Below are 24105 nucleotides of genomic sequence, written 5' to 3' on the forward strand. Positions count from 1 at the left end.
TGAGGAGCGCTGGGGCGTCGAGGATCTAACCACCAGAGCGTATTCATCGTCTTAGGGGGAAATGGTGAGCAGGGTTCCGCATCCACTGCAAGTAGTGATGTTCTTCGCTATGGCCGTCAATTTCGCGGCCTGGCAGCCGTTTGTTTGGTGGCGTGCCGCTGCTGCTGTGCTCATGCTGGGGTTCGGTTGCTACGGCATTTATGTGTTGCGGCGGAGCAAACGTAAAGAAACCAGCCAGGAGCCCAGCGAGCTTGAGTGACCGGGAAGTTGATGATGGCCTGTGGACTGACGTCTGCGGGCCATCTCTTTGTTAATGGGTGTTTTCGTCGGGGCGAAGGCGAGTCTGCAAATTTGGGTCACCGAAGCCGGACACAAATCCGAAGTCGTGTTCTCCGTTCTCCGGAGGGAGCTCGCGCTCCAGTTTCAGTGCCGTCGTCGGCGTGAACAGCGTTTTCGCGATTCCGCTTTCTGTATCGAAGGTGAAGGACCCGAAAATTGTCCGGTCTACTCGGTGCCTCAGCAGGAGCGTCGTGTCCGAGCCGTTCACTTCACAAGCGACAGGGTGGTAGTCGTCCAGCTGCCGACCCCAAATGGGCAGGGAGAGTGGGAAAGAGAGCTGTACAGCTTCAGGAAACGAGAACGGGATGCGGTCGATGGAAAGGCTGAAATCATCGACGCCATCTGTCTGCAGAGTGAGGGAGCGGGGATCGAACGTTCTCGTCGGTCCGTCCGGCAGCTCTTTCGCAGACCAGATGAAGGCCCTCGGGTGCACCGAAACTGCGTGCCTCACCAAGTGGTGGCCGCTCTGGCAATACGAGGTGCCGGTGTAGGCGCTTGCCTGTCCGCCGCCCAGCGCTTTTCCGATCGCAATCGCCAGCTGCTCAGAGGAAGTGTCCACGCCTCATCCTCGCATGGGTGACGTGCCCGCTTAGGAGGATTCGCCGTCGTGGTTTGTTAGCAGGAACTTGCGCAGGAGGTCCGCCAACTGCACCCGCTCAGCCTTGGACAGGCCCGCGAGCATCTTCTGCTGATTCTCGACGTGGTGCTCCACCACGTCGTCCACCAGGGCGAGTCCCTCGGGCGTGAGGCTGATGAGTAGTTGCCGGCGGTTCTCGGGGTTGGTCTCGCGATGAACCAGACCGCGCGATACCAGCCGATCTACGCGGTTGGTCATGGCCGCCGAACCGATCATGGTGAGGCTGGCGAGTCGACCCGGTGTCAACGGCGCCTCGGCTGCCGACCGGCGCAGTGTCGCCAGGACGTCGAACTCCCACGGCTCCAGCCCGAACTGGCTCATGAATTTCTGCACGTCCAGAGAGGCGAGGCGACTCGCCCTGTTGAGCCGTCCCAGAACGCCCATGGAGCTGACGTCCACGTCGGGTCGCTCTTTGTTCCACTGCTCAAGAATCATGTCCACTGCGTCGCGGTCCATCGTCCTCCCATGCTTGACCTCAAACAGTACAGCACCTACATTGTCTTACATCAAATAGTTCGACATCGAAATGTATGGAAGTGAAAGATGAGTTCATCTGCAGCGGTTGCCAGCAGGGCGGGAGTTGGGGCGTCTAAGGCATCCCCTCGCGACCTCTTCATCACCGCTCTCGCGCCGATGGTCTGGGGCTCCACCTATCTGGTGACCACGGAGTTCCTCCCCGCCGATCGGCCGCTCCTGGCCGCAACCGTGAGGGCATTGCCGGCGGGCATTGTGCTGATGCTGGTCACTCGAACGTGGCCGCGGGGGAGTTGGTGGTTCAAAGCCGCTGCGCTGGGCGCGCTCAACATTGGGCTGTTCTTCTTCCTGCTGTTTTTCACCGCGTACCAACTGCCGGGTGGGCTTGCGGCGCTGGTCATGTCCATCCAGCCACTGTTTGTGCTTTTCCTTGGCGTGCTGTTGCTGGGCGAGAGGATACGCAAGGCGCACATTATTGCTTGCGCGGTGGGAGCCGCGGGTGTCGGCTTGCTCGTCCTACGATCCGACGCGGCGCTGACTCTTGTGGGTGTGCTCGCCGGGATGACGGCGGCTCTGAGCATGGCGGCCGGCATAGTCCTCACCAAACGCTGGGGAAGGCCCGACGGCGTGGGGCTGCTTGGGTTTACCGGCCTGCAGCTAGCGATGGGTGGGGTCGTGCTGCTGCCCGTGACGCTGGTGGTTGAAGGGCTGCCGGGGTCGGTTTCGCTGCCTAACCTGGCAGGCTTCGCTTATCTCAGCGTCATCGGTGCGTTGGCTGCCTACGCGGTGTGGTTCCGGGGTATCCAGCGGCTGCCGACGATGGTGGTGTCGTTCCTGGGATTCCTGAGCCCGCTTGTGGCTACGGTGCTGGGGTTTGTGTTCCTGGGGGAGTCGTTGTCGGGGTGGCAGTTGGTGGGTGCGGTGTTGGTGTTGGGGGCGGTGGGTTTGGTCCAGGGGGCAGACCGTCCTTCGTACCGTGCTGAGACGGCAGCGCGCTCGGATCAGCCATTGATTGAAGCCTGCAGGGCGGGATTGCCATAGGCGATCTTTTTTTGAGCCCGCTGAGCCAGACCTGGAGTCGAACGTTCACGCGGTACAGACTAAGGAACACGGCGACGCGGAAAGGTTGGAGCACTCATTTCGACCGTCCGAGCGCCTATTTTGGGTCAGGTCACCACCTAGTTGGTGCCCAATAGAGGCTAGGTGGTTGCTTTGCAGGTGCAGACTGCTGAGGGAGGGTACCAAGCGATCGAAAGGGGCGGCATGAATAATCCGCTCTGCAGATCGTGGGCTTCTTCGGCATGGCCATCATTTTCGCGACCTGGCAGCCGGTCGCCTGGTGGCGGATCATGGCAGCAGCGAACATGTTGGCCAGCGAGTTTTATGGACTTTATCTGATGTGGCGCCCGAGGCGGCAAGACACCAGCGGGGAACCGTGAGGCAGTTCAGCCCGCTTTCACCAGCTCCCAAGGGTCTCCGTCGTGAGTCCTGTGCCAGAACTGCCGTGGCTCTTCAATTTCGTGCGCAACGTCCGTGAGTCAAAGGGTCCTGCCCGGATCCCAGCCCGCGATGACCTGTGGCCGTATCTTGCTCTACAGCCAAAGAACGTTAGCCACGCTGAGGTACCCGGTGACAGTAAGGTGCACGGCATCCCACTCAGTCGCAACTCGTTCCCAGTCGGGAATGATCCCTCACCGTGCCGGCCGGTGGTCCGGAACCAGCCGTGCCGACGGGAAGCGGTGATCTCCAAAGGGAATGCCGGCACAGCTTTGTCCAGTCATAGGCCGTGCGGATCTCAAGGATTCGGCCTGTTCGATGGGGCGGGATGGTGGTCGCGTTTCCCAGTCAAGGGAGTCCTCCACGAGACTGAGCCCCTCCGGAATGCGCAGCGCGGTCTGCACAAGACCGTGGGGGATCGACCACCATTGCCGTCCCAGTTCGCGCGGGGATCGGCGGGCCGTTCGCGGGCAGCACGGGCTTCCTCGGTCCGCTCCTTTCGAGCCCTCTCCGCCAGCGTGCGTTGCGGGTTTCGCGGAATGGGAGCTGGGTCGTCTGAGGTGCGCCAGCCGATGACCCACTGACGCATGTGCCAACACCACATTGGGAGGGCGAGCGGGAAGGGCAGGTGGACGGCCTCTGGAAGCGAGCGCCGAATGCGATCGCAGGACGAGCATACCGCTGTTCGGGTCTTGGCGCGTTTGCTTCTCGGCCCGCTGGCCCGACACGCCTCAAGGAGTGTTTAGAAAGGGTCATCAGAGGCACCCCTTTAGCAGGTTGCACGGGAGCGCAGAGTTCTGAACAGTGTCCTTGCTTCAGGTACGGTTCAGGCATGACGTATAGGCTCCACGGTTATAGTAACCAGGACTTCGAGGTCCGCTTTTCGCCACCGCCCGCTTTAGGAAATTTCATTTCGACCATTATCGGGCCCAATGGCTCGGGTAAGAGTCGGCTCTTAACCGATATCGCAGTCACCATGAGGTCATCGTTAAAAGATCCCGGGTACGCAAGCAGTGAGCATCCGGAACGTGTCCTCGTCATCTCAAACATGGTCTACGACAAGTTTCCATTGTCAGATACTAAGGTTCCGCAGTATGTATACCTAGGTGTCAGGCAAGGCACGAACATGGTGACGTCAGGGGTTTGGGCAGATCAGATCGCCGAGACTGTAGCCTGGTCGTGGTTTTTGCCCGAACGCCAACGTATGTTCGCTCCCGCGCTAGACATTGTGGGTGTCAATTTTGCTCAACCACCGCAATTTGGGATTAGAGAAGTTGGGCTGCGTAGATGGAGGGAGCGACGCGACAGAGTTGCAGATATTAGTCGCGGATACAACTCACGCAGCCGAATAATACTGGATTCAAGGCACGGGTCCGCAATCGACGAGCTCATAGAGTTACTGCCTTCGATTCGGAGATTGGAAAAATCGGGTCCATCAGGCGATCGGACCGATCACTGTGCACGGATTGAAGATGTGGCCAGACGTAATGATCTTCACCCTTCACAACTGCTTGAAGCTGCCTTTGACGTAAAAATTATCTTGCCATACATCCACCTCATAAAGGAAGGGCGGTATGTCCGGGCTATAGATTTGAGTGCCGGTGAGCAACTTATTCTCTCTAACCTGGCGCGGCTTGCTCGCTATGTTGTACCAAACTCACTAGTCCTATTTGACGAACCTGAGATCGGGCTCCATCCAGAATGGCAGAGCCGCATGATCCCTGAAATGAATCGGATGATTCCTGACGAGTTTGGTTGTCATTTCATAGTTACGACACATTCACCACACGTCGTCGTGGAAGGTGCCGAACTTTTGGTTCCGGGCTCACGGAGAGGCCACTTTGTGCCTTACGAAGGAGACTACGCGGGAAGATCCATCGAGAGTCTTCTCTACCGGGCGTTCGAGTCCAGGACCTCGCGGAATCGAGATGTTGAGAAGGACCTGACACTGTTGATTAGAGCGATTAGTGCTGGACGCCCCAAGCCAGGAATGGGAGATGAATTCGTCGCAGCATTTGAGAGGCTCAAGAGAGTAGCCGGGGACGACACGCCAGAAGTCAGTCACATCCTCTCTCAAGCATCGGTCATGCTTGGAAGGTCGTGATGGTTGATGCGTAGCCTACCCTCTCTTGACCCGAGCGATCTTCCCCTCACGAGTCGTCGTTACGCTGCCCTCAGGGGTGCTCCATGGTCACATGGTAGTGACTTCAAGAGGGAATTCAGAATTTTAGCCATGAAGAACCAAGGCAGCTTTTGCGCATATTGTTGTATTGAAATTGGTCGCGCTATTCGGCGTGAGGCTGACATTGAACATTTTGCCGACAAAAGTCAATATCCGATATGGTCCTTCGAACTGAAGAACTTACTGCTAGTGTGTAAGACTTGCAACCAGACCTTGAAGCGGAGCTTTGATTCAGTTATCAATAAAAATGATGTTTACGAACTGAGCATCTTTGCAATTTGTCATCCCTACCTTGATAGGATCGCCGATCATATTGAAGGGGGTTATCAGAATTTACTCAATAAACCGGATATACCTAGTGCAAAGACTCTTAAGGGTCTCCGAACGATCCGACTTTTGAAGCTGGCCGAATTAGACATGTACGATAACTGGTTTCGTATCTATCAAGCGTTCGTAAATCGGAGCCAAATGAGCTCGGTTGAGACTTCTAGATTAGAACGTGCACAAGAAGAATTGTCCGGCTATTCGTGAGGTCAGGACATTTTTCAAGATAGCCCAGCAGCGGATGCGTGCTTTATGTCGGTGATGCGGAGTCAATTTTAAAGAGAGCAACGAAGTAATATGCATAGGATTGAATAGATTCGGACCGCTCGAAAGAAATGTGGTGGGTCAGTGGGCGTCAAGTCTTTTAAAAGCTTTGGCCCGAATCAGGGTATCAACTCGGAATTTTTTTTGGGATAGCGGGCCACCGCGGTGGAGACACCTCTTAATGCAACTGATGCAGCTCCAACGTGATCGCTGCCGCGCTCGGCAAGAGTGCTAACCGCCAGCGAGTGAGGGAGAAGCTCCACAAACTTCAATGTTTTGAGTGCCCGATCGTCCATTTGGGGCAAGATCGAGCACGGCTCCCGGAGCAATGAGTCCTGGATTCTGCCCGTCGCTCCCATCAGATCCTTCGCGCTTACGTCTCCTCGCAAGCCAATTTGCCAGTTGTTGTAGGCTCGCGACTCATCAATCAATTCGGGTGCAAGGTCAAGCAAGCCGGCCGCGAGGACTGCATTGGCCCGCGCCCCAGCCCAGGTCCACCAGCGAAGGCGCCCATTCGACTCGCGTACTAAGACGCTGGAGTCATGGACTACGCGATGGGAGTATTCATCTTGAAGTTCCTCGAGCTTGTTCAGAGCCCGTTTAGACAAATTGACGCCATTCGGTATGGCTCCGAGCAGCACCCGCCGAGTTGCATCACTCAGCGCATAGGACTCGGGCTGAGGCATGCTGGACCATTTGGAGTCGGCCGCGTTCGCGGACGGTTCAACGTAAGCGCGGTGTCGCTTCCAATCTACATAGTTCACCTGCCACGCCCTTCCTCCGAGAGTAAGAAGTCGAAGCCCATCAACTTTTCGCTGCAGGACCATAGGGTCGACCGAACCGACCTCCTCTCGACCATGCAGAATGACGATTTGAGGGTCAGCGGTGAAAACCGCCATGAGATCTCGATAATGGATGCCGCCGTATTTCCGCTCAGCTTCGGGGCCCATGAAGAGCATCCCTTGGTCCGAATCGAGGTGTCCGGTTTCCACCAGCCAGGCTGCAATGTGCTGCCACTCGACCTGCGAGGCGAGCCCGAGCCCGGAGAACCACTCCTGCCAGGTGTTGGCCCCACCCGACGCTCCTGCAGCGTCAATCCTAGGAGTTGTTGTGCTGCGACATGCAAGGGCGAGGGCGGGGGAGTGACAGGCTCCACATAGCCCTCAGACCACAGCAGCAACAGCCCACAGGCGCGAAGGAACTGCGCGTCGTCGGTGGACAGGAAAAGCATGTTTCGTTCTGTTCCCGGCCTGCGGCCGGTCCGGCCGAGCCGCTGCAGTACCGAGGCGACGGTGCGCGGTGCGCCGATCTGGACCACCCTATCGAGGTCGCCCACGTCGATGCCGAGCTCCAGGGTCGAGGTGGACACGATGACGCAGTTGCGGGCCTGGGAGAACGCGGTTTCGGCCTGCCTGCGGGCATCCACCGACAAGGAGGAATGCGAAACGAAAGTCTCCACCTCAAGATCCCGCAGCCCCAGCGAAACCTTTTCCACCGTCCTGCGCGAATCGGCAAAGACGAGCCGTTTTTCGCCGCGATGCAGGGCAGCGATCACTTTGGCGGCGTTCAATTCACTGCCCACGAAATCGAGCTGCATCTCCGGTGGGGCCGCAGAGCCACCATCCGGAGCGATCACGGAGGCAGGCATCTCCGAGACCCGATTGCTGCCCTGCAACCACGTCAGAAGTTCCGGGGCGTTGCCGACCGTCGCGGACAGTCCAATCCTTTGCAGCGGCCGGCCGGCCAACTGAGAGATCCGTTCCACAACTCCCAACAAGTGCCAGCCCCGATCGTCCCCGGCAAAGGCATGGACCTCGTCGACCACAATGGCGCGGACATCCGCGAACAGAGTCCGGGGATCGGCCAGCGTGGACACGAGCATGGATTCCAACGATTCCGGAGTTGTCAGCAAGATGTCGGGTCGGTCGAGGACTTGACGCCTGCGGGCACCCGCAGTGGTGTCTCCATGCCGTACCGCCGCGGTGCGTCCGAGCCATCCGGCGTAGGAAGCGACCCGTGGCTCCAGGTTGTTCAGCAACGCGCGCAGGGGACACACGTAGAGGACTGACGTCCCTGTCCACGCCTCCTCAGCCATACGGGTCAGCAGCGGGAACAATGCTGCCTCGGTCTTGCCTCCGGCGGTGGGAGCCAGGAGCAGGCAATCGTTGCCGCCCAAGACGGGACTGACGGACTCGGACTGCAGCGGCCGCAGGCCGCCCCATCCCAGCGTGTTGGCGATGTGGTGCTGGACCACCGTGTGGAGTGCGTCAAACCCGGCGACCTGGGTCATATGTTAAGTTCGACGTCGTCCGCGGTCGCCGCGTAGCCTCCGCCCACTCCGAGGGTGCCGCCGACGGCGTTGCGTTCCTCGGGGCTTAGGTCCTCGCGGGCGAGGGTCAAGGCGTAGTGCTGGCGCGGGTCGAAGTCATCGAACTGGTCAACACGGTCCAACACGTCGCCGATGAGTTTCTTTAGGAAGATCCTAGGCGCGATGCCCACCTTGCCGCCCAGCCCGCCGGCCACGGCGTCTGCCAGATCGGAGATGTAGGGATCATCGACGAGCTGGCGGATACGGTCAGGAGCATCGGCACCGAGAAGATAGAGGTCCCGTACCTTGATGCCCAAAGCTTCGAGCGCTTCACGGTTGAAGCCGGCCAAACGGATCTGTACGGCCCGGGGGTTGTCGAAGCGCGAATTGGTGCCGAAATCCGTCGCCAGACGCTGTGCCAGGGGCGCCAAGCGGGGCACCCCCGATGGCCCGGTGAAGAAAGCCGGTGTTCCGGTCAGCACCAGATACAAGCCCGGGAACCGACCGGAATCCACTTCATCCATGAGCTGGCGCAGCGCGTTGAGGGCTTTGTCCCGCACATCCGATCGCATTCGTTGCAGGGTCTCGACCTCGTCCAAAACCACCAGCAGGCCAGGATGCCCGGCGTCTCGCAGAATAAGTAGCAGACCCTGCAGGAATCCCAGGGCACCGAAGTGGTCAAGATCGCCGCGGATTCCGGCCCCGCGCTTGGCCGAAGCGCCCACATGGGGCTGGCCACCGAGCCATGCTGCGAGCCCGTCCGCAACAGCGGCATCTCCAGCAGCTATGGCTGCTCGGTAACCGCGGAGTGCCTGGGCGAAGGCAGGTGTCTTCGCACTCACCTCTGCCAACCGCCGGTCCAGCAGCTCATCCGCGGCGGCCGTCAGGTCACTCGATGAGGCGGTGGCCAGCGCGGGGTCTGCGGCGATGGCGTCGTCCTCGAGAGTGAACAGCCAGGCATCCAGGACCGAGCGGAACGCGCTGGGAGCCACCGAGGCAGTGCGCAGCGATTCGGTAATCCGGCGGTAGACGGTTTCAAGCTTGTGCAGCGGGGTCTCGGTCTCGGAAATCTGCACTTCGGCGGCGGCGAAACCCTTCCTGAGGGCCTTGTCCGCAAGATGGCGCGTGTAGAAGGTCTTTCCTGTGCCGTACTCCCCACGGACTGCCTTGACCACGGCACCACTTCCCGCGACGGTCTCGAGTTCCTCGTCAACGGCGAGCTGGAAACGATCCAGTCCGACGGCGAGCAGGTCGAGTCCGTTGGAAGGAACCGTGCCACGCCGCAGCGCGTCGATCACTTCACGGCGCCTGCGCGGGGACACTTCAGCCACGGTCTGTCACCCCGAACTGTTCACGGAGCAGGCGTGCGTCGAGGACCAGCATGGAACCGTCGACACGCAACACTCCGTAGCCTTCGACGTTGAGCAGCTTCTGCAGTTGGGCCACCGCCCCATCCATGCGCGTGGGGGCTACCTGAAGGACGACGGCGGCCGTCTCTTTGACCAGCCGGGTCCCCGGCGCAACTACCAGAGCATCCAACAGCGTAGCGACTTGGCCATCGGCAACGGCGAGTCGGCCGGCGATCGCTTTCTGCGCCTTGAACATGCCAGAAGATACGACGGCGGCGCCGGTCCCCGCCGCGGTGGGGACGGGGTCCGGGGAGTCAAGGATGTCGAGCAGTGATGGGGTGTTGTCCTTGGCTGTCTTCGTCAGGCCGGCACCCGGTCGCGCCGCGGCGCCGCTGGCGGCAACCGACCACCACAGTGGTTCCTGTGACGGCGCCAGCTTCCACCCGTCGGGGACGTCATCGCCGGGAACCAAGACAACGACCGGAACCACGACCTCTGCGGGGGAAGCGCCTCCGTGGTATCCGGCCTTGATTGGTCCGTAGCGCAAGGTTTCGTCGACGGCGAGTACTGCGCTGCCGCCTTCGGTCAGGACACGGCGGCCCTGGACCAGCACCTCGTCGTCACCGGCGGGAGATTCCGGTGTCCGGGACCGTGCGCTGCTCGTTTCACCGAACGCGCGCAGTTCCCCGCGGCGGCGCTCCACGATGTGCCCGTGATCGGATGTCATAACCACGGTGCGTCCGGCGGCCATGGCAGCGGAAAGCAAGGGTCGGAGGTGCCGGATGGTGTCAGGAGTCCATGTGGTTCCGGCCGGGTCGCTCTTGTCCAGGGCGTCGTCGATGGTGTTCAGAACGCAGGCCACGAGCTGCATCTGCGGGTCAGCGATAGAAACGGAAATGTCGTCCTGCAGAGCCAATCCTGGACGCGACGAGTCCAGGGGTGCCTTGTGGAAGAGCACGGACCGGGCGATCCCGCCGGCGTTCGACATCGCGGCGAAACCCGACAATTCACGGGACTGTCCGCCAGAGGTCAGCTCGCCGCTGAGGAGGGATGCGCGGCTGAGGTTCGTGAGTGTCGGCAGCACGGCCACGGCAGACCCGCGACGTTCGGCGGCAGCGGGGATGGCTTCGGACCAGCCCTCGTTGCCGTGCAGCACGGTAGAGGTTAACTCCGTGGCGGTGGCGGCGCTCATGCCGTCGAGGACCAGCAGCAGGGTGTTTTTCGTTCGCGCCAGCGGTAGCACCACCGAGGGCAGTAACCGCTCCAGGTGCCAGGCCTGGTCTCCGGCGCCATCCAAGCGGCCAGTCGTCTGGCCCTCGTCTGAGGCGACTGACGCGGCCAACAGGCGTGCGAAGGCCCGGTCGTGGCCATGGCGCCGCTGCTCCGTGAGTCGCGCGATGGTGCCGAGACCTTCACCCAGAAGCTGATCGCTGACGCCGCCCACCGCATCGTTATACGCGGCATCGACCCACGCATGGTCGCGGGCTTGCAGTTGGACGGCGGCGGCGAAACTGTCCGGCAGCACGTTGTCGCGGCTGAGCCAGCGGGCCAGCCTAACGGCGGCACGAAACGGTTCTACTCGGGGATCCCGGGCGCTTCCTCGTAATGGATACGCTAAGCGATGGGCTTCCACCCTCGACCAAGCCTCCTCCACGACGTCGATCCCTGATGTTGGGTAGGACCGGAGCGATTCCGCGAGCCGGTGCAGTGACGCGGTGAGCCCGCCGGGCAGCAGCTGCGAACCGCTACCCAGGCTGGCTGCCTGAATCTTGACCAGCATTCGGTCGGCGGCCTGTAGCGCGGTATGACCTTCCTGCCAGCGCGCGGGGTCGTCCAGCTGAGCTTCGACAACGCTGCGCGCAACCTTGCCCAGCGCCGCCAGCATGGGCAGAGTAACCGCTTCGACGGAACCAGTCCACAGGTGTTCGAGCCGGGCCAGTGCCAGCTGAGTGAGTTGTTGATCGTGGGCAGTCCGTCCGGCCGTGTCGGTCAGAACATTGAGCGCAATTCCGATCGGGACGGCCTCGGCGGCCTGACCAGAGAGGAGCAACCGCAGCAACGGTGTGCCTGCCTGCCCGGCGCGGCCGGTCAACCACTGGAGGACGGCGTCGGCGAGTTCATTACCGCCGAATTCGCGCAGGTCCGCCATACGGTCCGCGGCATCTGATCTCGTGGTCCAGTCCATAACGCTGAGCGCATCCACCGGACCGCGGGTCAGTGCCAGCTGCCGCTCGGCGACGGAGCCGAAGGCATGATCGATGGTCAAAACGGCGTCCGGTGCGACGGGCCAGCCGTCGTCGGGAGTGATGCGCAATAAGCCCTGCGCCACTGGCAACCGCTGCTTCAGCGTGGATAAAGCGCGATCGATCCGGTCGGCACCGAAACGCTCCTTAAGGGCCTCCCAGGCCCCGGGGGTCTGGAGCCGCTGGTGCGCGAAATGCCCCAGGATACCGGCGCCCAGGTCTTCCTCCGGCCGGTCGGTCAGGATCACGAGCCATTCCCCAACGGGACGGTTGCGCAAAGCATCACGGATGGCCAGCGAGGAGACGCAGGGCAGCACGTGCACGGGTTCCCCGGAATCCCCGAAGCGTCGTTCGGCGTCGGGGTCCGGGACGGCACGGAGGCCGATCACTCGCTGGGTGCCGTTTTTGCGGGCCGCGGAGACTAGAGAACGGACGACGGCGGTGCTTACCGTGCCGGCGGCGGTCGGCTGCGCGCTCACTCGACGATCCTCCACTGCACTTCGATTCGGCGGTTGGGGTTGTTCTGGATGAAGGTCTGCAGCTCGGACACCGCGTTGTCGGTGCCGACGGCGGTGCGCCAGTTCCCGCCAGGAACGGCGGGCGGTGCGACGGTGGGTGGAAGAACAACATCGTCGGGCTTTGGTGTCGCCGGGGGAGCAACCGGTGCAACAGGACCGGGAGACACCGGCGGCGCAGGCGCTGCCGGCACAGGTGCTCTGGCGAGCCAGTCAAATATTGCATCTTCGGCTGTCCTGAGCGCCTTCGCACATGCATAAGCGTGCTCATGGCCGTTCAGAGCGGTGGTGAGACTGTCGAGGATGTCTTGCGCGGCATCCGCCCGTTCACCATGGCCAGCAGCGGCCTCGCGGACGGGTGTCAGCCGGCTCCATGAGAATGACGACAGGGCCGTGACAACCTCCTTGGCGCGAGCGAGGGATGCTGAAGCTTCCTCCGGCGTAGCCGGGAGGTCCAGCCCGGCGAGAGTCTGAACCAGTGTCACACCATTTTGGTGCTGCAAGGCACCAAGTGCCTTCGCAATCCCGCTGGCGAGCACCAAACGGTTGCCCCCATCGGTCTTGAGCCGCGTGGCGGCAGACTCCAACGCAGTGACCAGCGCGTCCGCGTCGACGACACGCGTGCGGGCAAACGTGCGCGTGGCCTCAGCAAGGGACGCAACCGCGGCAGGGGTGCGGTACTTGGGGGCCTCGATCGCGAACACGCGACCCGCGGTGGCGCGGGCCACCTCCCACTCTTGTTGCGACGGCATGGGCTGGGGCCGCAGTTCCATGCTTGGCTGGAGCGCTCCCGGCGAAGGAGCTGCCGGCAGCGCACCGCCGTGATTGAACCAGGCACGCTGGCGGAGCAGACCCCACGCAATCACTATTAGGTCGGAGACTTCATTACGCAGCCCATGGGCCGGTTCGACCCCGTCGATGATCTCGCGCAACTTCGAAACCGTGACGGCATCGTCGTTGCCGATGCCCGCACGCGAGAGCCCTTGCTCAAGCGAGGCGCCCCAAGGACCGAAACGTCCGTCACCAAAGAGAAAGTGGGTTTCCCCCGCGAGCCCAACTTCGAGTGGGTTGGCGATCCGGCGGACCGTCCGTGCGTCGCCGGGGTAAGGGGCGCGGCCATCCGGTTCGGCGGCTGCGGCCTCCAACGCCGCGGCGACGGCCTTAAGGTCGGCAACCCTGACCTCGGTGTCCTCCGGCTCGAAGCGCGGATGGCCCGGGTACGCGGATTCGAACGCACGGTTCACCAGCTGCCTGAAGCCCGCCCCGAGGGTAGCCCCGACCGGGGGCTGGGGCACATATTCCGGATCCAGGGAGTACAGGACCTCCACATGTGCGGGATCCTCGAGCAGGGCCCCGGGCGCGGGAGTCGCTGCTCCGTATGCCTGCTGGATAATACGTAGCAATCCTTCGCGCAAGGCCGCTTGCTGGGACTCGAGGATGCCACGGGCCTGTTGGCGGTCCACCTCACTGAGGTGATTGGCGTGGCTGTTCCAGCGGTCTCCGGTCCCCTCCAGCAACCAGTCCAATACCACGAGCCTGCGGAGGTCGCGCATGGACTCCGAGGAGAGGAAACGCGGCAGCCAGACGACAGTTCGGGACGTGAAATTGCGCGCTCGCAAGTTCTCGATTCGCTCGATGTCTTCCGTGGCGGTGTGCTGTTGTTCATCGAAGGGGTGATCGATGACGAAGCGCCACGCGCCGGCTCCGGAACGGAAATGCTCATCCGTGAGCCAGCCTGCGTCGCGCACGTTGCCGAAGACCAGTTCGACCTCGCGCTTAGAGCCGCGCCATACGACGGGATGCCGGTAAACGTTCCAGGCGTCGGGCTCGCCGAGTTCAAGGCCGAGCCCTTCGGCGACCAACTTGCGAATCAGCTGGCGTTGGCGGCCAGGGTTGTCCTCGCCCTTAGCCTTTTCTACGATCGATTCGTAGTCGACGTTGGACAGCTGGACGCGGATGATGGGGTTTAACGGTTCCGAGCCGACATGGATTTCGGGTACCTCACGGGACCAGTTCTTCACCTTGGCCAGCACGATGTTGGCCTCCCCACCGGCCAGCGGCGACGCGATCGAGCCGTGGTTCAGCGAGGCGAGCCTTGCTGCGGTCAGCGCCTTCAAAGCGGGGACGTTGGGGGCGACAGCGGAGAGCAGCAGTGTTTTGGCGAGTCGGTCATCCGCGCGGAATGCGGGGGTCAGCCGCGACGGATCCTGCAGGTCGGAGGCGGCAAGGTGGTGGGTGGAGAGAATCTTGGGCGTCAGCTTGTCCCGGTAGAGCTGGGTGGCGGAGCGGAAGAGCGCCGCAGCTTGCGCGTCGAGGGCAGCCCCGGCCTGACCCTTAACGATGTAATCGAAGCTGTCCCCGACGGGGATGACCTCCTCAATGCTCATCGTGTTCCGGCGGTCAACCAGCATCTGCTGCATGACCTTCAGCGCGGTGCGGTCGCGCTGCATGACGCTGGCCAGGGAACGCAAGGTGGAGACCAGAGCGGGGGCAAACGGGTAGGTGAGCCGGAACGCTTTCTCGTCGGACCCTCGGTGCTGGTCATCGGAGTTGACCCCGTCGAGCAGGACATCCCAGACCTTGGGGTTGCGATCCAGTCGAGTGAAGGCATCGTCAACGGACAGCTTGGCGGCATCGTCTTTGGCCTTGAGAAGGCGCTTGCTGGCGACGAACGGGAGGTTGTCATCGCCCAGTTCGATCTTCGCGAAGCGTCCTTCCTGATGCCGAAACGCAGACTCCAATGCCTCCTGCTGGACACCGTTGGCGCCGGCGTCGGCGAACCACTTGCGCAGGTCCATCTGCCTGGCTACAAACGAGACCAAGGGGGCCTCGAGGCTGCCATAGGATCCCTCCACCAGCTTGGTCAGTTTCTGGGATTCGCGGCGGAAGAACTCTGGTTCGTGCATGCCGAACGCGAGCCAGAGGACCAGTTCATCGAGGAACAGGACAACGGCGTCGTAGCCAAGCGCCTTGGCGTGAGACGACATGGCGGCGAGCCCCGTGTCCAGGTCCACGTACGCGCCGGACCGGACGAAAGCCTTGAAGTACGTCCCCACCAGGCCGCTGACCAAGGACTGCCGCTCCACACTTTGTACGGGTGCGGTGCGGGCCGCGTGGTATCGGTCCAGATCCCAGCCGCTGGAGCCGAGCAGGCCGGAGAACTCATCAAACTCGGCGTCGGCCGCTTCCCCGCCCAGACCCTGGAGGAACGCGATATCTCCAATTCGCTGACGCAGGTTCTCCGCGTCCTCAAGGAGGGCATCGGAAGCGAATAGCGCGGGTAGGGGCGAAGCTGGGTGGGCGGCCTGGATGTGTCGGACGTACGCGTCGAAGATGACCTGTTCCATCGACTGGCCGTCCAGGAAATGGAACGCCAACGGCAGGATGTTCCTGCCGGACAGCACAGCGTCGTGGCCTGCGACGGTCTCCTGGAGTTCAAGGACCGATCGTGCCTTAGGATCGTGGCGCAGGAGGGCGTGGAGGACAGCCATAAAGTGGGACTTACCCGAGCCGAAGGACCCCGTCAGGAACGCCCCGCGGTTGATTCCCGTGGTCAGCGCATCGGACACCAAGCCCAACGCGGAGTCGAAGGCCCCCACCAGGGATGGCGTGACCACGTAGTCGTCGAGGGCGTGCCGGGCACCGTCACCGGTAACGGCGTCGGTGAGACGGAGGACGTAATCCTCGACGCCGGCGCGTTCAGGGATGTCGAAGACGTCGCGAAGCAGGATAGTCATGCGTTCTCCTTGACGGCGCGGCGGCTGCGGGTAGCCGTGGCGGGACGCCAGGCCTTCAGATCGGTGGTCGAGACAGTGAGCTGGGTCATTCGTTCCTCCAGCTGAGCTGCACAGAAATCGGCCATGCTCATGCCAAAAGTCGGGTCCAGATCGGCATGCCACTGCTGTACCCAGGGCAGAACTTCCGCCATGCCGGCAGCGAGTGGAACCAGCTGAGCGTCATCGGTTCCCTCGGCGATCCGCTCGTCCATGATGGTAGCGAGGACGAGGAACTGCTGGACGTGGTCCCAACCGGCCCAGCCGAGCAGCAGTGTCGGGTCGGTGGAACGCCCGGCATCCGGGTACAGGATGAAGCGTTCCTTGGGCACGTCAAGCTTCCCGCGCGCCTGCCACCAAGAAGCCTTCCGGAAATCGGCTGTGGCGTACTTGGGCGGCACCGGGATCTTACCCACGTCCTCGCCATTGTCTTCGCGGCGTTGTAGCTCCCACGTTTCCTCCCACGCTTCGCGCTTCCGCAGACCAGTGTCCTTGAGTCGCTGGGCCGCGAGGTAAGGGACTGCTTCGTCTGTGAGCAGCTTGGTGAGGGCCTTGGTGACGTCGACGTCGACTGTGCCGTCCCAGAGTCCCAGAACACTGACCAGATCGGCATCGCGGGAAACCATATCGGCCAGTTGCGCGATGCTGCGCGCCGTCGGACGGTCCTGCGCGTCGAACCAGAAATCGCGATCCTCCAGCTTGTCCATGAGCCAAGCCGATAGTGCGCGTTCCTGCTGCTTTTCCCATGGTTCGGAGACCCAACGACGCTTGAACTCCGGCTTTTCCAGCAGCTTGATGCTCGCGTTGGCTTCGATGGCGTCAACGCGGCGCTGAACTAAGGCCCGGTAGTCGTCCGGCCAGTCAGCCGGGATCCCAGTGACCGGTGAGGAGCCGTGACGCGTGAACCACGCTGACGTAGCGGTGCCGTTGGCAATTTGACGTGCCAGTACGATCTCGAATGCGCGCTGGCCCAGCTGAACCTCGGGTAAAGGATCCAGAGTATAAGTAAGGTCCTCAGCTATCAGGCCATAAAGGCGGTAGGTTTCCCAATCCAGTTCCTCCTGGGCCGCCACCATCTGACCGTGCAGGATCTGTGCCCTTTTCTGTGCCTCAAACAGTGCAGTAGCGGTCGGCTGGGCGCTGCTTACAACCGATGGCGGCGACGTCGCAGCGAGGTCCTGTGCGAGTTGGTCGAGGAGCCGTCCCCGATCCAACGGCAGGATCGAGGGCAGCGGGAAGTCCTGAAGCGTCGTTCCCGTGAACTCATATCGGGGTTCCCATGATTCATCACCGATGCCCCCGCCAATGCCACCATTTCCTTTATTGTGGCTATTCTGCTTGAGCCAGAAGCACGCGGTCGAGGAATTAAGCACGCCGAGCAGGGCCAGGTGCTCATCCTCGGACGCGCCCTCCGGCAACCTTAAGACGGGGGCGGATCTGATGAAAAGAGTCCCGCGATCTGTGAGCGTGAAATGGTTGTGCGTAGCGACGAACGCGAATGAGATGAGTCGGTCGGCCGTATAGCGTTTCTTGTTGAGTTGCGAGTATTCCCACCATTCGAGCCCTTGCTCCACCTGCGTGCCGCTTAGCGCACGTCGGTTCAGCAGGTGTTGTTTCATTGGCCAGAGGAGGCGGGAGCTGGCGGAATCAAGAACAGGTTGGCCATTCCCATCATAGGTACACAGCGCCGTTTGTTCGGTCCCAATAGCCCAATCACGAATATCGCTTCCGGCTGCGATGCGCTTAGTCAGCTGCGGTGATACACCACGTCGTGCCAACGTCGGTGCGCCTAGAAGGTATGCCTCATCCTCGCGCGTGACCGTCATGAACCCGATGTCAGCGACGACTGACGACAACGGTTCAGCCGAACCGGCTTCGATTTCTTGCAAGAGAGCAACCGCGCCGCCACCGGTCAAGCTCCACGGATGTGTAGCTAGGCGCTGTCGGGGGAGGTCGGCGACGGAGATCCACTGGCCGTCGTATCCCGGCTGGTCAAGGTGGTCTGTCGTCGCACGCCACACTAGTCCGTTGGCCGGGTCCTGTGGCCGTCCAGGTTCGCCTTGGACGCCGAGGACCGCTCGGACGGTCTGGCTGACCGGGCGTTGGTGCTTGCCGATGAGGATGACCGTCGGGGTGCCGTGGCCGGGGATGTAGGCGCCGGATGTGTCAACGACTAGTCGCAGGTCCTGGCGGGTGAGGTATTCCTCGATGATCTTGGACCCGAATTCGCGCTTCATAAAGGAGTTGGAGGTGATTTGCCCGGTCCAACCTGCGGTTTGCTTGTCCGAACCGAATTTAGCGAGTCGGAAGAACCGCTCCATGAACGGCACCGAGAGTGCGTATTGCCCCTTGCATGTCTTGTACAGCTTGCGATAGCGCTCATTGAGGGTCTTGTCTTTGACCGTGATGTAGGGCGGATTGCCGACCACGACGTCGTATTGGTTCTCGGCGAGGATCGACTCCAGGAGCACGCGGTCCTCCACGGAGTAGGCGAAGCCGCTCATTTGCGCGTCGAGGTCGAAGCCCTCCTGTTCGAACGGACGGTCTGCCCTTCCATAGAGCAGCGAGTCTCCAGCGGCCAAGTGGAGGCTGAAGTCGGGGGCGCGTTCCAGGTCGAGCTCACCCGTCGCCTGGAGAGCGGCGATAGTGAGTCGGAAGCTGGCGATAGCTACTGCGAAGGGGTTAAGGTCTACGCCGTGGATGGCGTCGAGTGCCATCTGCACGCGTTCGCGGGCCTCCAAATTCGGCGCCTTGGCGCTCCATTCTTCCAGCAGACGCTGGAACCCACCCAGCAGAAAGTGCCCGGACCCACACGTCGGGTCGATGAGCTTGAAGCCTTCCAGCGGGCGCTCGGCCAGCGCAGGGGTGAGTGTTTGATCCAGGATGAACTCCTCGACAAATTCGGGGGTTTGGAGCAGGGCGAAGGTTTTCTTTGCGTACTCCGAGAGATCCTGGTAGAGGTCGCCGAGGAAGCGGGTCGAGAGTGCGCTGTCCTGGAAGTCGTAGAGCGGGACGCCGGCTTCGTCGGTGGCGCGCCAGAAGTCCAGGATTTCCTTGGCCATCGCGCCGGAGGGGGAGACCTGCCAGAGGGCCGCATGTTCGTCGACCAGTGCCACGGTGGCGGGGAAGGACCGTAGATGGCTGATGCCTTCCATAATCCATTCGCGCCAGGTGTTTTCCGGGTGTGCGCGGAAGTAGGCATTTTCGGCGTCGAACGCTTCCTGCCGGCGGGCGCCGGGACCGGCGATCCATACCTTGGAGAGCAGCGCGTTGTCCTCGCAGAAGCGCAGGAATACCGTGGTCAGGACCCAGCCGACGGCGGCCTGTGTGATGCGGTCGTCGCGCCAGCTAACCCACGCGGAAGAGGTGCGTTCGGCGCGCAGCGCGTCGGTGTGCTCGGACTGCCACTTAGCCTTGAGCCCCGGATCTTCTTCGAGCCTGGTCCGCAGGTCGTCTTCGATCCGGAGCACCAACTTCTGAAGTTTGGGGGTGAGGTCCTTGCCAATGGTCACAGGGTGGCTCCTTCGACGGCTGCCGGGATGAGGTTAGTAGGGGTGTCGATCCAAGCAGTGTCGACACGGAGATATTGGTTGGGGGAAGTCTGGACCGAGACGCCGTCGAGCAGCGGCCCCCGGCTCGCGCCGACCTGCGGCAGGATCACCCATACCGCCTGGCCGCGGCCGGTGGCCAGGTCGCTCCAGTGCCGGAGGATGTCCGTGTGTCCGTAGCGGGCCAAGGGGGAGGCCTCGACGATGACGACCGGCCGGGGTTCCGGTCCGGTATCTGCGGCGGCCGCGCTTATGGCAGCCTCGACCACCGGGACGGCCCGCTTCACTGCTGCGGCCACACCGCGGGTGGCCCGGTCGTTCTCCGGCTGTGCGTCGGCACGAACCAGCGCTTCCCAGGACGGAAACCCTGCCCCAGGCTCAAGGACTTCAACTCGTCCAGCAGAAGCGCGGTGACATCGATCCGCTGGGCGTGATACTCCGTTTCCAGCTGCACGGCCAAGGTGTCGCAAAGGTCGGCTCGGGCTCCCAAAGCCAGGAAAGATCGCTGGCTGATGCTTTCGCGGAGCCTTGACTCAGGGCTGACTTCGCTGGCAAACAGGCTGCCGGCGTGAGTTCCCGTGGCCAGGCGTGAGGAACTGCCCTGGGTCGGCTCCGCGATGGTGGGGGTGCCGTAGGTCCCGGATGCGTGGTCATGGACGAGGTCCAGGCCGGCCTCGCGGAGCAGTTCGGCGAGGCGTCCCGACGTCGGAAGAGCTGGTACGGCGGGGAAGCGGACGCGGACACGGTCAACGATTTCGCGGGGTGAGAGACGCTGCGGTCCTGCCACACCGCGCAGTGCGAGCCCCAGCGCCTCGATCTGGGACAGGTCCCTGTGGTGCAGTTCGCCGCTGCCGGACGCTGCGGCTTGGCGGGACAACCCGGCGGCCAGACGCGCCAACCGGACCCGGTCGCGCAGTAGCGCGTCCCCAATGCCTGCGGCATCGAGGAGCGCGGACAGCCGCTGGTGGACGCGTTCGGCAGGTACTATGGCAGGCTGCGCTGTCGACTCGGCGAGCAGTGAGTCGGCTTCGCGACCCAGCCGTTCTGCCGCATCCAGCAGTGGGGTCTCACGAGCGATCAGCACTACGTTGCCGTCCCGGCGGCGCAGCTCCAGTGGTTCGTCGTTGGAGTCCGCGCGCTTGAGGGCGCGCTGGCGGTCCACGACGATCCGCAGCAGTCCCCGGGCGATGCGTTCATTCTCGCCAGTGCGCTCGGACTCGACCGTGGTCTGGGCCAGCACTTCTCTAGTAAGTTCGTCGATGGTGGCGGCCCCACCGAGCGCATTCAGTCGCTGGTTCACCACTGCGGAAAGGTGGCGCAGGAAGCCCAGCACCTGTTTGTCCTCGGCCCAGGCAGTCTGGAGTTTCCCAACGAGTTGGTTGGCGCCGGCGGCGGTGACGGGGTTCGGCAGATGCGCGCCCAGTTGTGCCTGGGTCGCAAATGCGTCGACCGCGCCGTACGTGCCTAGGATCAGGCCGGCGGCCGCGCGGGACTGGACGGCTTTCCGTGTGCCGGCGGCCTCGACGAGCCGTTCGGCGAGGGCAAGGACTGAGGGGAGCAGGGCAGAGCCCGGTGTTCCGTGCTTCGCCTTTTCGCCGAATTTCTCCCGCCACGCCAGAGCCCGAGTGGAAACCTCGCGTTTGGTGGCATGGGCGACCCCCCGCAGCGCGTTTAGCCGGACCGGATCAACCGCCGTAAGTTCCCCGACGGTGCTGACGCCAAGCGGTTCCAGAGCGGAGAGGGCGCGAGCAGACAGTCCGGACTGCTCCAGCGGGGTAGCCGGCGTTGCTGCGGCTGCGAGTTCGTCCGAGTTTTCCGGGGCGGTGGTGGCGTCGGTCGGGAACGCGGCCCGCCAGTTCTCCAGCATCTCCGCAGCGGTGTCATAGCGTTGCTTGGCGTCCCGGGCCAGCGCCGTGCGGAAGAACGAGACGAGGCGTGGGGCAACGGCCCGGTCGAAGTCGTGGGCCTCGATGCTGGCCTCGTCCGGCACAGAGGCTGGGTTGGCCAGCGGATCACCGTAGAACGGCGTGTGGCCGGTTGCCATTTCGAACAGCACGACCGCGGCCGCGTATCGTTCCGCGGCGGAATCAAAACGGCTCCGGAGACCGCCGAGGAACGGATCCAAATATGGAGGGGTCCCGGCAGCAATGTCCGACGCAGCAGCCCGAGACAGGGAGAAGTCGAAGAGCACGAGGTGTTTGCCACTGCGCTCCGCACGAACGCCCAAGTTGCCCGGCTTGATATCACGGTGATCAACACCATCCTTGTCCAGCTGTACCAGTGCCTCCAGTAGGTCCCGACCCAGCCTTTCCAACAGGTCCAGCGAAAGGCGTTTACGCTCGCGCAGCAGTTCGCTGAGCGTTTGATCACCGGCGCTCTCCAACAACAGCGCCGAGCGGTCGCCCAAGGGAAGGGGCCCGTCGAGGATTTTGACCAGGCGTGGGCCGGAGAGCGCACGCAGCACCGCGGCTTCTTCGTGGAGCCGCTGTGCCGCCTTGGCGTCCACCGCGACCTTCAAGACCCGCTGCGCGCCGTCGTCGTCCGAGTCTTTGACCAGCAGCCCGACAGCGGTCGAACCGCGCCCGAGCCGGCGTACGACACTAAACCGTCCGTCAGCCAAAACTGTGCCTGGAGCGGCGTCGACGGCGTCGATGTCCTCGCTTGCCGCTGCGGAAGGTGCGGCGGAATCGAACAATGCGTCCATGAACTTATTGACGCCGTCGAACCGTTCGCCGGGCGCGGGCCTGGTGGCACCCAGCACGGCTTCGCGAATGCTCGGCGAGATGGAGGGCAGCTCAAGGGAGAGGTCCAGGCCGCGCTGGTTCCGCAGCCGCTCTGCGAGGACCAGCGAGGAATCAGCGGGACGTTGCGCCGCGAGGATGAAGTAGGCCAGGGCGCCAAGGGAAAAGACGTCCACGCGGATACGATCTGCTGATTCCGGCTGCCAGCGTCCCTCGGGGGCTTCAAAGGCTTCGGTCAGCCATGCGTCTGCCTGATTGGGGTCCGGCCTGCGGTCCAGCAGCGAAGTGACGCCGTCGGCGGCATGTCCGGTGAGGACCTGTCCTGATGCCAAACCGGCGCTTTGCCAGTCGCCGATAAGGACCTTGGGCTGTCCGTGAACTGTCTTGACCCAGACGGCCTTGGGACTCAGGCCACGGTGGACCACCTGGTTGCGGTGCGCGTAGTCGAGGGCTTCAGCCAGCTGACGGATGATGGACAAGCGCTGGTCGAGGGGCAGCCCGTTAGGCTGCCCGCCGAGCCAGAGGTCCAGCCGTTGCATGCCATCGGAATAGTCGTAAACCAATCCGACACCGAGTTCGGAATCGACCAGATCGCGCGGCCTCAACAGGCCGTCGTGTGAGAGGCGACTCATGAGCCGGAACTCGTGTTCGGCGATCTTGTAGTTGCGGCTGGCTACGGACTGCGATGTTCCCGGCGGCGTGACCTGGAAACGGATACGGACTGTTTCCTGCTTGGAGACCTTGTGGTAGCCGCTCCAGTCCTGCCAGCCCGGGCCCTCGTCGAGGGCTCCATCCTCGATAATCCACGACCCGGCCTCGCGTTCGCGGCGCTGGACCAGGCCAATGCGGGCCATGAGGTCTACGAGGATCGCTTCCTGGTTCTGACCGATGGCGGCATTGGCACGCGGTTCCTGGCCGATCAGGTTGCTGATGCCGGAAAGATGGCTGGCAGCTTCTGTTTCATCGAGCCCGTAGAGACCGAGCGCCGAGGAAGCCGGGAGTTCGCTGACAAACCTTGGGTGGTGAAGGAAGACCGCCTGATTTACGAAGGGGATGACGCTTCGCTCGTCCTCAATCCGGATACCCTTTTCGCGCGCCCATTCACGGAGTGCTTCCTTGAGCTTCGAGGCCAGGTACTGGGCCTTGCGCCGCGCCAGCAGCAGCGGCGACGGTTCCGCACGTCTTCCGTCACGGAGCCACTGCGTGTCATTGCCGGTCAGCTTGCCGGAATAGTACTTGAGCTCCAGCAAGTGCAGACCGCCACGGCCGAGTAACAGAGCGTCGACTTCATGCCATCCGCCGCGGCCGTCCCGGAACTCAAAGTTGCTCCATACCCGGTAGGGACTCTGCGCCGGGATCTTCCCCTTGAGGTAGGCGAGGCCCTCGATCTCATGCGGGAACTGAGAATCGCTTACTTCGATCCAGCGGTCTTGCTCCACCCGGTTCCCCCACGCGACGTGCACACACTTCTCTTGGACATTACCGGTCTACATTACCAACGTTTTCGAGGCGTGATTCGGCATCGACGCGCGCTGTGCAAAGGGCGTTTGGCGGCAGAAGGCTTGCAGCTACAGTTTGTCGATCCAGGTGTCCTCTTCGCGATTGTCCCAGGCTGATCCGGATGCAGGCTCAGTCTTTCGGCCCCACGCGTCGATCCGAGAAAGGATCTGACGTACGTCGCGAGAGTACAGCTCACGAATGTTCGTGATCCTTCTGACGACGCAGGACTGGATGACTTCCTGCCGCGTACTCATGTCGGTGATTCCAGCGATATCGAATGCATCGCGAATCGACGCGATCTGCACAGGAGATATGGGTGTGTCTGTGATGACTGGAGCTGCGATTACCGGCTCGGGGAGGTCGAAGAGTCCTGGTTTGTCTTGTGTCATGCTGGGAAAGGTCCTTGGCGTA

General features: G+C 62.6%; 15 protein-coding genes. 4 read left to right on the forward strand and 11 right to left on the reverse strand.

Translation table 11 applies throughout. The features are described from left to right. The first annotated feature begins 94 nt into the window (after positions 1-94). A complete protein-coding gene (locus CGK93_RS06070; RefSeq protein ID WP_157731629.1) occupies positions 95-259 on the forward strand; it encodes a hypothetical protein in 165 nt (54 codons plus the stop codon). A 51-nt stretch (positions 260-310) separates the two neighbouring features. Here CGK93_RS06070 and CGK93_RS06075 read toward each other — a convergent pair whose 3' ends face one another. Further along, on the reverse strand, positions 311-898 hold the full coding sequence (locus CGK93_RS06075; RefSeq protein ID WP_089594052.1) for a hypothetical protein: 588 nt from the start codon (positions 896-898) through the stop codon (positions 311-313). Between the two features lie 30 nt (positions 899-928). Further along, on the reverse strand, positions 929-1432 hold the full coding sequence (locus tag CGK93_RS06080) for a MarR family winged helix-turn-helix transcriptional regulator (protein WP_089594053.1): 504 nt from the start codon (positions 1430-1432) through the stop codon (positions 929-931). Between the two features lie 87 nt (positions 1433-1519). Here CGK93_RS06080 and CGK93_RS06085 point away from each other — a divergent pair, with 87 nt between their 5' ends. From CGK93_RS06085 to CGK93_RS23465, 3 genes are all read left to right on the forward strand, one after another. After that, positions 1520-2491 carry an EamA family transporter gene (locus CGK93_RS06085; RefSeq protein ID WP_232481557.1) on the forward strand — a complete coding sequence of 324 codons (972 nt, stop codon included), beginning with the start codon at positions 1520-1522 and terminating at the stop codon, positions 2489-2491. Positions 2492-3779: 1288 nt separating this feature from the next. Next, positions 3780-5051, forward strand: coding sequence for an ATP-binding protein (locus tag CGK93_RS06090; RefSeq protein WP_089594054.1), 1272 nt, complete (start codon positions 3780-3782; stop codon positions 5049-5051). A 129-nt stretch (positions 5052-5180) separates the two neighbouring features. Continuing rightward, entirely contained in the window at positions 5181-5660 is a 480-nt protein-coding gene (locus CGK93_RS23465; protein ID WP_157731631.1) for a hypothetical protein, read from the forward strand. A 176-nt stretch (positions 5661-5836) separates the two neighbouring features. Here the strand turns inward: CGK93_RS23465 and CGK93_RS23775 are convergent, their stop codons facing one another. From CGK93_RS23775 to CGK93_RS06130, 9 genes are all read right to left on the reverse strand, one after another. After that, positions 5837-6403 carry a hypothetical protein gene (locus tag CGK93_RS23775; RefSeq protein WP_198318365.1) on the reverse strand — a complete coding sequence of 189 codons (567 nt, stop codon included), beginning with the start codon at positions 6401-6403 and terminating at the stop codon, positions 5837-5839. Between the two features lie 74 nt (positions 6404-6477). Next, entirely contained in the window at positions 6478-8007 is a 1530-nt protein-coding gene (locus CGK93_RS06095; RefSeq protein ID WP_198318367.1) for a DEAD/DEAH box helicase, read from the reverse strand. Continuing rightward, positions 8004-9356, reverse strand: a complete 1353-nt coding sequence (brxD, locus tag CGK93_RS06100; RefSeq protein ID WP_157731633.1) for a BREX system ATP-binding protein BrxD — start codon at positions 9354-9356, stop codon at positions 8004-8006. The genes CGK93_RS06095 and brxD overlap by 4 nt, the downstream gene beginning before the upstream one ends. After that, positions 9349-12096: a BREX-2 system phosphatase PglZ gene (gene pglZ / locus CGK93_RS06105; RefSeq protein ID WP_089594055.1), complete on the reverse strand. Its 2748-nt coding sequence runs from the start codon at positions 12094-12096 to the stop codon at positions 9349-9351. Before pglZ ends, brxD begins: the two co-directional genes overlap by 8 nt. After that, positions 12093-15869, reverse strand: a complete 3777-nt coding sequence (locus tag CGK93_RS06110) for a DUF6079 family protein (RefSeq protein ID WP_089594056.1) — start codon at positions 15867-15869, stop codon at positions 12093-12095. The genes pglZ and CGK93_RS06110 overlap by 4 nt, the downstream gene beginning before the upstream one ends. After that, positions 15866-19417: a BREX-2 system adenine-specific DNA-methyltransferase PglX gene (gene pglX / locus CGK93_RS06115; protein WP_089594057.1), complete on the reverse strand. Its 3552-nt coding sequence runs from the start codon at positions 19415-19417 to the stop codon at positions 15866-15868. The genes CGK93_RS06110 and pglX overlap by 4 nt, the downstream gene beginning before the upstream one ends. Then, positions 19414-19740, reverse strand: coding sequence for a hypothetical protein (locus CGK93_RS06120; RefSeq protein WP_198318368.1), 327 nt, complete (start codon positions 19738-19740; stop codon positions 19414-19416). The genes pglX and CGK93_RS06120 overlap by 4 nt, the downstream gene beginning before the upstream one ends. Next, positions 19737-23633, reverse strand: coding sequence for a BREX system serine/threonine kinase PglW (gene pglW, locus CGK93_RS06125; protein WP_157731635.1), 3897 nt, complete (start codon positions 23631-23633; stop codon positions 19737-19739). The genes CGK93_RS06120 and pglW overlap by 4 nt, the downstream gene beginning before the upstream one ends. Positions 23634-23762: 129 nt before the next feature. After that, entirely contained in the window at positions 23763-24083 is a 321-nt protein-coding gene (locus CGK93_RS06130; RefSeq protein ID WP_089594060.1) for a hypothetical protein, read from the reverse strand. Positions 24084-24105: the final 22 nt, after the last annotated feature.

The organism is Arthrobacter sp. YN (assembly GCF_002224285.1).
GTDB lineage: Bacteria > Actinomycetota > Actinomycetes > Actinomycetales > Micrococcaceae > Arthrobacter.